The 14,828-nt window shown below is 63.6% G+C and carries 12 protein-coding genes; all 12 read right to left on the reverse strand.

What is annotated here, in order from left to right:
* Nucleotides 1-368: 368 nt before the first annotated feature.
* The 12 genes from GWC77_RS14530 to GWC77_RS14585 all read right to left on the reverse strand — a co-directional run bounded on the left by GWC77_RS14530 (nt 369) and on the right by GWC77_RS14585 (nt 14,821).
* A complete protein-coding gene (locus GWC77_RS14530; protein ID WP_173257898.1) occupies nt 369-2,873 on the reverse strand; it encodes a type VI secretion system Vgr family protein in 2,505 nt (834 codons plus the stop codon).
* 30 nt (nt 2,874-2,903) lie between these two features.
* Entirely contained in the window at nt 2,904-4,760 is a 1,857-nt protein-coding gene (gene tssF / locus GWC77_RS14535) for a type VI secretion system baseplate subunit TssF (RefSeq protein WP_173257900.1), read from the reverse strand.
* Between the two features lie 11 nt (nt 4,761-4,771).
* Entirely contained in the window at nt 4,772-5,248 is a 477-nt protein-coding gene (gene tssE / locus GWC77_RS14540) for a type VI secretion system baseplate subunit TssE (RefSeq protein ID WP_173257902.1), read from the reverse strand.
* Nucleotides 5,249-5,558: 310 nt separating this feature from the next.
* Complete coding sequence (gene pyrF / locus GWC77_RS14545; protein ID WP_173257904.1) at nt 5,559-6,383, reverse strand: orotidine-5'-phosphate decarboxylase; 825 nt, start codon at nt 6,381-6,383, stop codon at nt 5,559-5,561.
* Between the two features lie 115 nt (nt 6,384-6,498).
* The gene (locus tag GWC77_RS14550; RefSeq protein WP_173257906.1) at nt 6,499-7,533 is read right to left on the reverse strand and encodes an aldose 1-epimerase; all 1,035 of its coding nucleotides are present in this window, start codon (nt 7,531-7,533) and stop codon (nt 6,499-6,501) included.
* A 120-nt stretch (nt 7,534-7,653) separates the two neighbouring features.
* On the reverse strand, nt 7,654-8,574 hold the full coding sequence (locus GWC77_RS14555) for an SMP-30/gluconolactonase/LRE family protein (RefSeq protein WP_173257908.1): 921 nt from the start codon (nt 8,572-8,574) through the stop codon (nt 7,654-7,656).
* Nucleotides 8,571-9,359, reverse strand: coding sequence for an SDR family NAD(P)-dependent oxidoreductase (locus GWC77_RS14560; protein WP_173257910.1), 789 nt, complete (start codon nt 9,357-9,359; stop codon nt 8,571-8,573). The genes GWC77_RS14555 and GWC77_RS14560 overlap by 4 nt, the downstream gene beginning before the upstream one ends.
* 36 nt (nt 9,360-9,395) lie before the next feature.
* Nucleotides 9,396-10,412 carry an L-arabinose ABC transporter permease AraH gene (gene araH, locus GWC77_RS14565; protein ID WP_173257912.1) on the reverse strand — a complete coding sequence of 339 codons (1,017 nt, stop codon included), beginning with the start codon at nt 10,410-10,412 and terminating at the stop codon, nt 9,396-9,398.
* Nucleotides 10,413-10,548: 136 nt separating this feature from the next.
* A complete protein-coding gene (gene araG, locus GWC77_RS14570; RefSeq protein ID WP_173257914.1) occupies nt 10,549-12,081 on the reverse strand; it encodes an L-arabinose ABC transporter ATP-binding protein AraG in 1,533 nt (510 codons plus the stop codon).
* Between the two features lie 82 nt (nt 12,082-12,163).
* Nucleotides 12,164-13,165 (reverse strand): arabinose ABC transporter substrate-binding protein, encoded by a 1,002-nt coding sequence (locus tag GWC77_RS14575; RefSeq protein ID WP_173257916.1) that lies wholly within the window; start codon nt 13,163-13,165, stop codon nt 12,164-12,166.
* Between the two features lie 181 nt (nt 13,166-13,346).
* The gene (locus tag GWC77_RS14580; protein WP_173257918.1) at nt 13,347-14,126 is read right to left on the reverse strand and encodes an SDR family oxidoreductase; all 780 of its coding nucleotides are present in this window, start codon (nt 14,124-14,126) and stop codon (nt 13,347-13,349) included.
* The gene (locus GWC77_RS14585) at nt 14,123-14,821 is read right to left on the reverse strand and encodes a 2-dehydro-3-deoxy-6-phosphogalactonate aldolase (RefSeq protein WP_173257919.1); all 699 of its coding nucleotides are present in this window, start codon (nt 14,819-14,821) and stop codon (nt 14,123-14,125) included. Before GWC77_RS14585 ends, GWC77_RS14580 begins: the two co-directional genes overlap by 4 nt.
* Nucleotides 14,822-14,828: the final 7 nt, after the last annotated feature.

Genomic DNA, 14,828 nt, shown 5'->3' on the forward strand with positions numbered 1-14,828 from the left:
TGCAACATGCGCCGCGCGTCAATCAACAAACGCTTGTCAGCGTCAATCAACATCGGCATCATCAACCTCGCCGCGACATTCTCATCTTGTTTGTCGCGCGTCTCTCATCCAGATTGTCGCGCCACAATCGCCCGCACGGGGGACGGCTGACCGCCGTCGGTCGGCGCTATGAGATGCGAGCCACCATGCCAGCCCAGGTTGAAACTGATCGGGTAGGCTCCATTCCCTGGCGCGCACTCGAGCATGTTCGTCGTGCACACATCGCCATCAGGTACAGCCGCGTTGGCTGTCGCGATCGCATCGTTCTGTTGTCGACGTGCCGCTGAGAGAAAAGGTGGGCTGATAATCACGAAACGCTCGCGGTCCGATCAGAGTGAATGGGAATAATCGTCAGTGGGCGTGCCGGATGGGAACGGCGCGAAACTTTGCACTTGGGCATCGGCTCCCTGTTTACTCCACCGCGGCGTTTTCTCGACAATGGGCCCCGACGACCCATTGACGATCCCGTTCGCGCTGATCTGGATATAGGACCCACCTGCCCCGATCCACACCTCCTTCGCCGCATTGAGGACGATCTTCCCGTCCGAGCTGGTGATCGTTAGGTCTTTGAACGATGCCAGCGCCATCTGATCGCCTTGCGCCTGGATTGCGACTGGCCCTTGCGCGGCAAACAGCTTGATTCCGGCCTTCTGCGCAAACAGGCTGATCTTCTCGGCGACGCTCGCAATCAGCGACTTCCCGGCCGCAAGATGCGTGCTCTGCCCGCTTACGAGATTCACCTGCTGACCGGCCTGAACATGGGCATTGTGCTGGCTCGACACGCCAATGTCCGCGGGACTCCCAAACACGAGAACCGGGGCCTTGAACGCATTGGCAGTGCCCAGTCCGCCGCCCGCCGTCACACCGCCTTTGGCTTCTCCCTTCACACTGTGATCGGTCGCATCGACCAACTGTCTAAGCGCATCGCGGCCGGCCGCCAACGTTTCAGCGTTATGTTTCGCACTGGCGTCGGACAGCGATTGCACGAGATCTCCGGCATCGTTCAGCTGCGCACGCGTTTGCCGAGCGTCCATCGGCGGACTATTCGCCGACGTCGGATACGTCGTCACATATAAGCCGCGATTCGCACGCACCGCACCGTGCCCATCGGTTTTCAAATCGAAACCACTGCCCAGGTAGGAGCCTCGTACATTGCCGCTGTGGTGAATCAGGTAGCCCAAATGCAGCATGCTGTTGGCGCTGCTGCTCATGAGTTGAGCGCGCGTCTGACCCGTCGAGTCATCCAGGACCAGTTGGTTATAACCGCTGCCCGAATACTCCTTCGACCGAAAGCCCGAGAGAATGCCGCTCGTGTGCCAGGCCGGCTGCACGGCTCCGTTGTACGCTCGTCCGATGACGATGGGTCGGTCGCAGTCTCCCCCATCCCAATCGACATACACCTCTTCGCCGACACGCGGCACGTGCGCGCCGCCGTATCCTCTTCCCGTGTCGGACTGCATCACCCGTATCCAGCATGACGACGTCTCGTCGCCGCTAGCATGCCGGTCCCAACGGAACTTCACCTTGATGCGATTGAGCGCGTCGGTATAGACCTCTTCACCGGGCGGCCCGACGACCGTCGCCGACTGCATGCGCATCTGCGGCTTGCGGTGCTCGCACGGGCTGCGAAACGGTATCGCCCGACGTTGCGCTTCAATCCGCGTCAGAAAGAACCCCTCGCTGCCGGCCGCCGCCGCTGTCGGCTCGCCATGATGGGTGGCTCGAGCGTGTTCGAGCTCCGCTTCCAAACTGCCCGGGAACCGGCGCGTATTACCCAGCGGCAGATTGTTCTCGATGAACCAGCGCGTCTCGATGATCAGGAAGCTGCGATCCTGCTGCTTGTCTTTCTGATGATCCGGGTGATCCGCGAGTTCGAACCAGCGGCCCGCGTCCACGCGACGCACACCGCCGCTCCCGAAAAACCGCTTCGCGCGCGATTCCCACTCCTCGAGCCGTATTCGATTCAAATGGTCGCCCCGATCGAAATCGAGGTGGCTGTAGGGGCCCGTATATTCGTAGACCTCCAGTTGCTCGGGCAGGCTTCCCTGGTTGGGCATCGTCTCACCGTAAGTAATCCGGTGATCCGCTGGAGACTTGTAGTCGCCCGTGACCGGCGTGTATTTCACGCTCTGCAAGGTCCGGGTACCGGCCCATTGCGTGAGCGCATCGATCTCGGCGCCCACCTCCGATCGCGAGAAGGCAATCGTCGATGGCTCGAGCGGCTCGCAGAAATGCGTCAGGTCAGTGATGACCAGCGTGTGGGACTGGCCATCCGGCGCCTGCTCGAAGTAACTCCATAGCCCCTCGGATTCCATGAGCCGGTGCACGAAATTCCAATCGTCCTCGTACTGCATGCAAAACGAGCGATCGGGCAGCATGTTATACAACGCAAAGCGATATCGGCCCCGCGCCTGCGGGTGCGCCTCGAATACATCGCAAAGAACGTCTTCGACCGTCTTGTCTTGCCAGATTCGCGCGTCCTTGCGGAACTTGAGAAAGTACAGCCAGGACGAGAATTCGAGCTGCGTGTACACCGCACTTCCATCCGCGCCCAATCTGCTCGCCGTATGCACATAGCCATGGTGCGCCAGGTAAGACCGATCGGCCTGCCGCATCCAGAGCGTGACAGGCTGCGCAATCAGTTGCTTCAGTTCGATCGGACTCGCCAGCGAGACGGTATCCACCCTGAAGCTGAAATTGCGGCCGATGCGTGAATGCCCCGCCACGCGCAGCGGCAGCAATACGTCCTTGCCCAGCGGGGTATCCAGTTTCAGTAGGCGCTCTTTCTGCGCCACGCCCAGGCTGACACCTTGGATCAAGTCGTAGAGGTTCATGCAGGTAATCCTGTCGCGGTCCGCACGCGATTAGACGAGAATCGATTCGCCACTGCGAGCCTTGCAGCGAATGATTTCCCGCCCCGTCTTCGCAGACACCACTGTCAGTTGCGTGAAATTATTGATGTGGACGTACAAGCCAAAGAACCGGTCCAGAACACTGATGAAGGTGGCGAGACTCGCCCCGACGAAATGTTCTTCATCCAGCTCGAGACGGATGCCGATACCTGGCACATAGATCGGAAACGGGTAGTTGCCTGTCTCCGGCGTCGGCGCCATCCGCTCGAGGGCCGAAGCTGTTTCGAGCGAGACGATACCGTCGATATGCAGGGCGGACACGGATGTGCGGCGCTGATCGTAGAGCCGCAGCATTTCCTTGAGCGTCTTCTCGCCGTTCCTTGCGAGCGAAAGATGGTTCAACGACAGGTGCGAGACGATCTGCCAATGAGCAGCGTTTCGCCGGTCGAAGCGCGCGGTCTGCGTCGGCCGCATCAGCAGCGCGACCCGCTGCCCGAGCGGCGCGCCGCCGATGAATAGATCGCCGCTCGGCTGGCCGATCGAAAGACGCTCCGGCAGATCCCGGTTCGTGGCGGTGATCTCGAGGCTGAGCGTGTCGATCCGCACCTCGGCCGGGTTGAAGTCCAGATCGACAATCGATAGCTCGGTTTCATAGCCGGGGCTGTGCTGCGCCACCCAGTCGCTGCGGCGCGCATACCAGTACAGCCCGGCCTGCGATGCCTCGCCATGACGCAGAGAAAAGAAAGGCCGGAGTTCGGCGATCTCTTCACCGCGGTCTTCCTTCTTGCGCACAAGGCGAACGGAATCGATCGAGTACACCTCATACGCAAAGGCTTTATGACTGTCACCCACGACCGGATAAGCCGCGGCCTGTTGGGTCAGCAGCACGGGCGTTGCGGGTTTTCTGAACAGGTTGATGACCGGCGTACAGAAAAGCCGCAGGTGATGCGCTGAGAGGGAGCCCAGTAATCCCGCAGCGTGCGAATCGCCCGTTTCCCTGACGGCGAGATGCAACGTGATGCGCTCGCATGGACCGGCTGCTCTCGCCATAGCCGCGAGGTCGAAGTCGATGAAGTTGAATTTGTCGGGAAAAGCGAAATACTCGGTCAGCAAGCGATAGGCCGGATGTGCATGACCCGGGAAGTCGATCAGCGCATCGGCCTCATCGAAGCCGACTTCGGCAATCGGAACGCTCGATAGACGTGTCCAACGCCCACCGGCCCCCTGTTCTACGTAGGCTTCCACAGTGCGGAGAAACAGCGCGTCGTTCAGCGATGCGACGAGCGGTTGATCGCCCGACAGATACACGCGCACCCGGTCAAGCTGCAGGCCGCCGAGGTCGAACTGAGGCGCGCTCGATTCGAACGCGATTGAAATCACGCCCGCCGTACTGGACGGCACGGCAGCCACGCTCGGACCGGGGCCGCCCGGCACATAGCGGGCGTCGAGCAAGCGAATCGGAGCAAGGGCTACATCGTAGGCCGTCCGGAACGTGCATCGAACGCCGCGCACGGGGTGGGACTTCGCCTCTGTACCTCGCGCAACGATGCGAGGCTTCGTGAGCTGGTCGATTTCGTCCCCACCGCTGAACTGTGCGATGGAACAGGCCGGAAACGGTCGCAGATAATGGGGATACTGGACCTCGAGCAGAGCGTCCGTCAATTCCGGGTAATCGTCTTCGATCTTCTTGCTGATCCGTGCATTCAGAAACGCCACCGACTCGATCAGACGTTCGACGTGAGGATCTTCGGCAAGCTCGCCGCGTATGCCCAGGCGGCCGGCAGTTTTTGGGTAGCGCTCGGCAAATTCCCGCGAGTACCTTCGCAGATACGCCAATTCCCGCTCATAGTAGGGCAGCAAATCGTCCATCCCGAATCCCCTTAAGCCTTGCGTCTCGTGCGGGTCACAGAGTACCGGTGTGTCGACGGTTGCAACTGCGCATCGAAATTAACCAGCTCTTGTGCCGGATGTAGAACCAGCAACGCTCTGATCGTGAAGTTCAGCGCGCTGACCGATCGCTCATGCAGCGCAAGCATCACCTCGACGTCTTTCAGTCGCGGCTCGTGACGCGCGATCGCGCACTGGATGGACTCGCAGATGAATTCGCGATCGTCGGAGCTTGCAAGACTGCAGGCCGAAAAATCGTTCAACCCGTAGGTCAGCATCGAACGGCCGCATTCCGGAAACGGCTCCATCTGCGCTTCAGAAAACGTCATGCGCGTGTTCAGCAGCGATTCCAGATCGCCAGCCATCGAATGCTTGAGTTCATCGAGCGACAAAGTGCGTACGGTCGCCGCACTCCCCTGCGGCGAATGGCACTCGAACAGCTTGTCGAATAAGCTCGGTCCAAAACGCATTTGAGATACATGCCATTTGAATATTTCGATACGGAGCAAGCCGATCGCTCCAGCCGAGCGCCGGAGAATACTACGGAGGGGAATGAGAAAATTAGAGTGTTATTTTGAATAGGACTTTCGGTCGATTAGCCGATCTATTCGAATTGGGTGAATTCCCCGATCTTTTAATGGCTGAAAATGATTTCAACCGCTTCAAGAATCTGCGCCGGCGCGCGCGCCTGTCAGGCCAGACGAAGTAGCCCGCCTTGCGGGCTCGACATGAAGTGCTCGACGGGCACGGCGGTCAGTCACGCGCCGCGCCCGTTGCCTGCTATCGGTAACGGTTGATCGTATCCCGCGTCTCGCGTGCCGCCGTCGCGGCTGCCTGCGCAAAATCGTCGCCCTTGCCCGCATAGAGGATCGCGCGCGAGGAATTGATCATCATCCCCGTGCCCGCCTGCGTGCGCCCGGCGCGCACGGTCGCTTCGACATCGCCACCTTGCGCCCCGATGCCCGGAATCAGCAGCGGCATATCGCCCACGATTGCGCGCACCGTTTCGATTTCCTTCGGGAACGTCGCACCGACGACGAGTGCAAGCTCGCCGCTCGCATTCCACTTCTGCGCGGCAAGCGTCGCTACCGTCTGATAGAGCGGTCGGCCACCGCAATCGAGGAACTGAAGATCCGAGCCGCCCGCGTTCGAGGTTCGGCAAAGCACGATGACCCCCTTGCCCGGGTGCGCGAGATAAGGCTCGATCGAATCGAAACCCATGTACGGGTTCACTGTCACCGCATCCGCGCGATACCGCTCGAATGCCTCCCGCGCATACTGCTCGGCCGTGCTGCCGATATCCCCTCGCTTTGCATCCAGAATGACCGGCAGGCCCGGGTGCGCCTCATGGATATGGGCGATCAGTGCCTCGAGCTGATCCTCGGCGCGATGCGCCGCGAAGTAGGCGATCTGCGGCTTGAAGGCGCTTGCAAACGGCGCCGTCGCGTCAACGATCGCGCGGCAGAAGTCGAAGATGGCATCGCCGCGGTTCGCCAGCGCGCCGGGAAAACGCGACGGTTCGGGGTCGAGCCCGACGCAAAGCAGGGAATCGGTGCGTTGCCACGCGTGGTCGAGTGTGCGGACGAAAGACGGGCTGGAAGACATGGATCGAGCGCCCGCGAGGGCCGGTTATCGAATGTGAGGTGCGTATTCTAACCGCCGTCATGCACAAGCCGGACCCGCGCGTGACCAGCATCGCGGGGCGGCACGGCTCGCGGCGTTATCTGCCGACGCGCTCGACCGTGAACCGGAACTCGCGCGAGAGCTTCTCTCCGGGCGCAAGCACGGTCATGCCGTTCGAATCGGGGCCGCCGGGCAGGTTGACCGCGTTGATCGGATGATCGACGGGCTCGAAGCAAAAGAACGCTTCACCCGGCGGCGTGTAAAGCACGTAGTAGTCGGCGTCCGCCGCGATCGTCAACGACAGGCGCTTTTCCGGCCAGACCACCGTGGCGTGTCCGCTCCAGCCTGTGAACGAGTGGTTCACGAGCGCGCCGGGCAGCGGATAGGCGACACCGAATTGCCAGGCCGGCGGCACCGGCACATGCCGCACGGGAAGCCAATCGTCGCCGGCCAACCACAGGCCGCTCGCCGCCGCGGCGAGATGCGTCTCGCCATTGCGCGGCAAAAACGGATGCAGACCGAGCCCGAACGGCAACGGCTCGCGCCCGGCATTTTCGACGGCGAGCGAGACGACAAGGCTGGCGCCGTCGAGCGCATAGGTCAGCGCCGCACGGTAGCCGTACGGCTTGCCGCGGCTGCGATCGAGCGCGAGCGTCGCACTCGTGGCGTCGTGCGCGACGAGTTCCCAGGCCTGCAGCCAGCCATCGCCATGGATGGGCAGCGGCTCGGCCGGACGGTTGCGCGGCACGTCGACCTGGCGCCCCGCGAACCTGAACGAGGCCCCCGCAATGCGATTCGAATACGGCACGAGCGGATAGCAGGCCAGCGCGTTGGGGTCTGCGCCCGCTGCGACGGACGGCGTGCGGCGAAATACCGGGACCGTTCCGTTGCCGCTGCCGCGCCAGTCGAAACGCGTAATCGCGCCGCCGAGCGCCGGCGCCACGTCGAGGCGCAATTGCGACGTCGAGAGCGTCACCGTGGCGCTTTCGCCGCCCGTGCCGAGCCCGCGCGCGAGCACCGCGGTGCTCGGCCCAGGCCGCACCGGCTGGCTCACCGCCGCGAGCTTGGCACGGCGCGCCGCGGACGGTGGCTCGCCCCGCGCGAGTCGGGCATCGGAATTCGCTGCGGTCATAGTCTGCTCCTCGAGAGGCGAGATGCGGTCCGGATCGGACGGGTCTTACTCGAAAGGCGGCGATACCTGCCGCCTTTGTCTCTTTATTTATCGTTCGGTTCCTGGCTGTTGGCCAGAACGTCAGGCGGGCAAACCCGCGAACACCGCCTCGGGCAGCCCGCGGCGCGCAACCGTCGCCGCGAACACGCCGCCCGTGTCGGGCTCGGCGGCAAGCCGGTCGGCATCGAGCCCGACTCGCGCCGTCGTGACGTAGAGCGTGCCCAGGTCGGCTCCACCCAATGCAACGCAGCTCGGCTGTCGCGCCGGAACCACCACGCGCTCGGTTTCGTGGCCGGCGGCGTCGTAGCGCACGACCCGCCCGGCGCCCCAATGCGCATTCCATAAGCCGCCCTCGGCGTCGACGGTCGATCCGTCCGGGTCGCCGTCGGGATCGGTGACGGCCGCGAACCGATGCGACGGTCCGACGCTGCCATCGGCGCCGTAGGCGCAGGCACGGATCTCGCGCGTCAACGAATCGCAAAAGTACATCGTCGCACCGTCGGGGCTGAATGCGATGCTATTCGCGATGGCCGGCGCAGGTAGGGGCAGCCTTTCAATGGACAGGTCCAGATTCAGACGATAAAAACCGCCGACAGGCTGCTGCTTGTCCGCTTCGTGCATGGTGCCGAAGACAAAGCGCCCCTGACGATCGCACTTGCCGTCGTTCAGACGCGTCCTCATGCCCGGCTCGACCTCGACGATGCGTGTGAATTCGTTCGTCGCGAGATCGAAAAACGCCAGATGCGAGGCCAGGCCAACCAGCAGCACGTGCGTGCGCGCGGTGAACGCGAACGTGGCCAGCCGTTCCGGCATGCGCCAGTCGGCGCGCTCGCCGGTGCCGGGGTTGTAACGAAAGAGCCGCTGGCCTTCGATGTCGGTCCAATACAGTTGCCCCGTGCGGGCGCACCAAAGCACACCTTCACCGAGCGTACATTTCGTATCGACGACAAGCGCTGCGCGATAGCTGCGCGGCGTATCGCCGTTCGTGTCGTGCCCCGTCATGCCCAACCTCCGTCAACGATGAACTCCTGCGCCGTGATCATCCGGCTGTCGTCCGCGGCGAGAAAAAGGGCCATGCGCGCGAGATCCTCGGGCAGCAATTCGCCATCGAGGCATTGGCCGGCCTTCAGCGCGCGCAAGCCGGCCTCGTCGAGCCACAGGCGCCGCTGCTTGTCGGTCATGACCCAGCCAGGCACGAGCGTATTGACGCGAATCCCGAACGGACCGAGATCGCGAGCCAGCGCATGCGTGAGCCCCGTGATCGCCGCCTTCGACGTCAGATAGACCGGCATGCCGCCCTGCTTCAGCATCCAGCTGATCGAGCCGAGATTGACGATCGAGCCGCCGCCGGATGCTTTCATATCGTCGGCGACGGCCTGTGCCGCAAAAAACTGGTGCCGCAGATTGACCGCGATGCCCGCGTCGAACGATTCGGGCGTGACTTCGGCGATCGTGTGACGCTTGTCGTTCGCCGCATTGTTGATCAGCGCCGCAATCGGTCCGAATGCGCCGCGCGCATCGGCAAGAGCGCCGCGCAGCGCCTCGATGTCGGTGATATCGCAAGCAAGAAACAACGGCTTCGTCCGCGAATCGCCCAGTGCGTCGGCCAAGGCCTCGCCCGCGCTCGCGTCGATATCGCAAAAGGCCACGCGAGCGCCCTGTGCCGCGAAATGCGCGACGAACGAGGCGCCGATGCCGGTTGCGCCGCCGGTGATGAAAACGGTGCGATCGACGAGGCTGGGATACCGCGCGTAGGGACCGGGTTGCGGATGATCGGGTAACGCCATCGTGGGGAATCTCCGTCGATTACATCGGCCGGCGCATCAATCGCGCGAGCCGCGGTTCTTCAGTTGGTCGAGCAGCACGGCGGCGAGCAGAATCGCGCCGCGCACGAGGTATTGGTAGAACGCGTCGATATTGAGCAGGTTCATGACGTTCTCGACCGTGCCCATGATGAGCACGCCGATCACGACGCCCGAGATCGTCGCGCGGCCGCCAAGCAGCGAGACGCCGCCGAGCACGCAAGCCGAGATCACGTTGAGTTCGAAGCCCTGTGCCGCATTCGGCTGACCCGATGTGATCCGCGAGGCAAGGATCACGCCCGCCAACGCCGTCACCGCGCCCTGGACGAGGAAAATGACGACGCGCGTGCGCTCGACGTTGATACCGGCCAGACGCGACGCTTCCGGATTGCCGCCGATGGCGAGCGTATTGCGGCCGTAGATCGTATGGTTGAGCATCACGCCGAAGACGATGAAGCAGATCAGCGTCACCCAGATCGGCAGCGAGACGCCACCCAACGTCATGCCGCCCAGCGCGATGAAGGTGTCGGACGACACGCCCACTGCTTGTCCGTGCGACACGATGAAACCGAGGCCCCGCACGATTTCCATCGTCGCGAGCGTCGTGATCAGTGCGTTGATGCGCAGGTAAGCAATGACGGCACCGTTCACGAAGCCGATGACGGCACCGGCCGCGACGGCCGCGACGATCGCAACGAACGTGTTGTCGGTCGCGTTGAGCACCATCGCGCACAACACGCCCGCGAATGCGACCGTCGAACCGACCGAGAGGTCGAAGTCACGCGAGGCAAGACAAAACATCATCGTGCAGGCGACCATGCCGATCTGCGAAATCGACAGCGCGAGACCCAGCATGTTGTCGATCGAGAAAAAGTGATCGACCGTCAGCGACGTCGTGATGAACATCACGGCGAAGATCAGGATGAGGCTGTATTCGGTGACCTGCTGCCACCATTTCTGCCGATCGTTCGTCTTCGGAATCAGCGCCTCGGCGGCCTGCTTGGCCGCCGAAGTCGCGAGGTTTTCTCTAGCTTGCATTTCGTCGCTCCTTCACCCGTTTCTTCGCCCGCTTCCCGGTCCGTTTGTTCGTCCGTCGTCCGCGGGCTACCGTGTTGTCCTGTCAAAACATGCCGCTTCGGGGGTCCATGCGCCTCCCGCGCGTGACTCGGATCGGCTACGCGGCCTCTTGCGCCGGGCCGGCTGCCTGCGACTCGCCGCTTTGCGGCAACGCGAGGCTCAAGAGGGCCGACTCGTTGGCCTGGCCGCGCTCGAGCGTGCCCGAGATGCGCCCCTCGCGCATGACCACGATGCGATCCGATACGCCAAGCACCTCGGGTAGCTCGGACGACACCATCACGACCGCGCAACCGCGCTCGGCCAGCTCGTAGATCACGTTGTAGATTTCATGCTTAGCGCCGACGTCGATGCCGCGCGTCGGCTCGTCGAGAATCACGACCTTCAGCCCGGGCTCGGCGAGCCAGCGCGAAAGAATCGCCTTTTGCTGATTGCCGCCCGAAAGCAACCGGATCCGCTGCCGGCGGTGCGGCGTCTTGATCTTGAGCAGCTTGATGAAACGCTCGGCCGTTTCCGCCTCTTTCGCGTGATTGAGAAAGAGGCCCGCGCGTAGACCATGTCGGCGGCAACTGATGTTGATGTTTTCGGCCACGGACGCGATGGCAAGAATGCCCTCTTCCTTGCGATCCTCGGGACACAGCACGATGCCGTGGCGAATCGCCTGTCCCGGGCTCCTGATGTCGATCTCGGCACCGTCGAGGGCAATGCGCCCGCCGCGTTTTTTCTCGGCACCGTAGACGAGCCGCATCAGTTCGCTGCGCCCGGCGCCCACGAGCCCGAAAAATCCGAGGATTTCTCCCGCGCGAATCTCGAAGCTCGCCGGTGCGGCGAGCCCGTGCCCCTCGATGCCATCGACGGCAAGGCGCACGTCCTTGAGTTCACGCGGCCGGTAATCGTAGATGTCCGTGATCTCCCGCCCGACCATTTCGGCGACGAGCGTCTCGCGCTTGACTTCGTGGAGATCGCGATGCGAACCCACCTTGCGGCCATCGCGGAAAATAGTGCAGGCATCGCAAAGCGAATAGATTTCGTCCATGCGATGCGAGATATAGATGAGCGCACGGCCATCGGCCTTCAGATCGCGCACGAGCTTGAACAGCACTTCGGTCTCGCGGTGCGAGAGCGAGCTCGTCGGCTCGTCGAGCGCGATGACGCGCGCATTGCGCATGAGCGCCTTGCAGATTTCGGCCATCTGGCGTTGCGCGATCGACAGTCGTCCGAGCTTCGCGTTCGGATCGAGATCGACGCCCATCGCGGCAAGCCGCTCGCGCACGAAGCGCTGCGCGCCGCGTTTGTCGACGAACCCGAGCGCATTCGGCAGCCGGCCCAGCAGCAGGTTTTCCGTGACCGTCAGATCGGGCACGTACTGGAGCTCCTGATGGATGATGGCGATGCCGGCGGCGATGGACGCGGCCGCGCTCGAGAAGTGCACCTCCTGCCCGTCGATCATGATGCGGCCCGAGTCCGGCTGGTACTCGCCGCCGAGCACTTTCAGCAGTGTCGACTTGCCCGCGCCGTTTTCGCCCATCAGGCCATGCACTTGCCCGGCCTCGACCTCGAACGAGACGCCATCGAGCGCGCGCACACCCGGAAAGACCTTGCCGATGTTGTCAAAACGCAGCGTTGCTGCCATGTCGCTTCACCTCGTACTGATTGAAGATCCCCGCCGACATGGGGCTTGGCCGCCCCATGCCTGCAGAGACTGCCGCCGAAGGTTACTTCGAGGCCAGGCCCATCTTCTCGCGCACCTGCGCGACGTTATCGCGCGTCGCGAGCATGCCCGTCGTCAGGGTGAGCTTGGGCGGCTCCTTGCCCGTCGTGATCCACGAGTACATCAGATCGGATGTTTCTTCGCCATGACGCTTCGGGCTGATGATGACCGTGCCGAAGAAGCCCGTCGGGTTCGGCTTCTTGAATTCATTCAAGGCCGAGTCGGAACCGCCGATGCCGACGCCGATCATGTTGTCGGCCTTGAAGCCGCGTCCTTCGGCTGCGCGCACGGCGCCGAGCACGGCTTCGTCGTTCAGGCCGTAGGCGACCCAGTGCTTGAACTGGGGATTCTTCGTGAGCGCGATGTTCGCGGCGTTGAAGGCGTTTTCCGTGTCCGTCTTCGCTTGCGGCGCGGCGATCACGTTGGCTTTCGGAAAGCCCGCGGCAACGAGCGCGTCGGTCGCGCCCGTCGTGCGATCGTGAGCCGTCGGCAGTTGCTCGTAGGTCACGTCGATGGCGCCGACGTCCTTCATGTCCCAGCCGCGCTTCTTGATTTCGGCCGCGATGCCGTCACCCACTTGCTTGCCGATGTTGTAGGCCGAGATGCCCATGTGCGGCACGGCTTCGATCGGCTTGCCGCTGCCATCGACGAGACGGTCGTCCACCGTCATCATCTTCAGGTTGTGCGCCTTCGCCTTCGCGACGATACCAGGTCCGAGCTTGACGTCCGGCGTGCAGATGATGAAGCCCTGCGCCTTTTGCGCCGCCAGGTTGTCGATCGCGCTCATGACCTTTTCACCGGAAGGCGCGCCGATCTTCACGAGCGTGAAGCCCTTTTCCTTCGCGGCGGTCTCGGCGAATTTCCATTCGTCCTGGAACCACGGCTCTTCGGGCTGCTTGACGAGAAAGCCGATTTTCACCGGGTCGGCCGCCTGGGCAGCCGGCGCCGCCGCGAACATCGCGCCTGCCGCTACCGCTGCGAGCGAAAGGAATATTCTGCGCTTCATGTGCGTGTCTCCTGTCTATTGAAGGTGTGGGCCGCGTTGTCTTGGTCGGATAACTCACGCGGCCGGTGCGTCATCCGATGTCGATGATTTGTTGTCGTGCTGCCTTCTTGCTGCCGTCTTGCTGCTTTCTTTGCTGCCGGATACCGTGTGCGAGTTGCATCGGAACCGCCGGCCCCGTCGCTCAATCGTGATAGAGCGCCGAGCGTCCCCCGTCCACCGTAATGCAGCTCGCATTGATGAAAGGCGCCTCGTCCGATGCGAGAAACACCGCCGTCATCGCCACCTCCTCCGGCTGGCCGATTCGCTTCATCGGCTGCAACGCGAGCGTCGCGCGACGCGCGGCCTCGGCGTCGGGCTGCGCGTTCCACCACTCGTGCGTCAACTGCGTCTCGATGTAGCCCGGCGCGATCGCATTCACCCGCACCTGTCTCGCCGCGTATTCGATACCGAGCGCACGTGTGAGCCCGATCACGCCGTGCTTGGCGACCGGGTACGGGAAACAACCGGGAATGATCTTGAACGCATGCGTCGAAGCGATATTGACGATGCTGCCGCGTCCGCGTTCGACCATGCCCGGCAACACCGCCCGGCAACCGTTCCAGACTCCGTCTAGATCGACCGCGAAGCACCGGCGCCAATCGTCGTCGGTCATCGTCAGCGGATCGCAGAACACATTGATGCCGGCGTTATTGACGAGCACGTCGATGGGGCCGAACGCGTCTTCTGCCGCCGCGACCGCGTCGCGCACGGAGGCCGCGTCGGTCACATCGGTTCGATGCGCCATGACGCGCGCCCCGGCGTGCTCGCGCTGGATCGCGTCGCGGCTCGCTTCACCGGCATCGGTATCGAGTTCGGCCAGCAGCACCGCCGCGCCTTCAGCCGCGAATGCCCGTGCAATGGCCGCGCCGATGCCCCGGCCGGCGCCGGTCACGAGCGCGACTTTGCCGGCCAGCCGGTTCATCGCGCGCCTCCCTCGCGGGCCGCGCGCAGTCCGTCGGCGAATGCGCGCGCGCGCAGGGCCGTTTCGTCAGGACCCTGACCCGGGCGATAAAGCGCCGAGCCAAGCCCGAATCCGTCCGCACCCGCCGCGAGGAACGGCTGCATGTTCTCGGGCGAGACGCCCCCCACCGGCACGATCGGTACGCGCTTGGGCACGACCGCCCGCCATGCTTTGACCACGTGCGCGCCGAGTTGCTCGGCGGGGAACATCTTCAACGCATCGGCACCGGCCGCGAGCGCCGCAAATGCCTCGGTCGGCGTGGCAACGCCGGGCGTGCATGCCAGTCCCGCGGCCTTCGCCGCGCGAATGACCGCCGCATCCGCATGCGGCATGACGACGAGCTCACCGCCCGCACCGGCCAGCGTGTCGACGAGTTCGGGCCGCAATACGGTCCCGGCCCCGACGATCGCATCGTGCGGCAGCGCCGCGCGTATGGCCGCGATGCTCTCGAATGGCGCAGGCGAATTCAGCGGTACTTCGATGACCCGAAACCCCGCGCGATAGAGCGCAAGGCCGTGCTCGCCCGCTTCGGCGGGTTCGATGCCGCGCAAGATCGCGATCAGCGGGCATGCGGCGAACGCAGCGGCAAAGCGTGGGTGCGGCCGGTACGGTGCGGGCAGGTCGAGATCGGTGGTGTGAGGGTCGGTCGTAACCATGTCGTGT

Source organism: Paraburkholderia sp. NMBU_R16 (genome assembly GCF_013282575.1).
In the GTDB taxonomy this organism is placed as follows: domain Bacteria; phylum Pseudomonadota; class Gammaproteobacteria; order Burkholderiales; family Burkholderiaceae; genus Trinickia.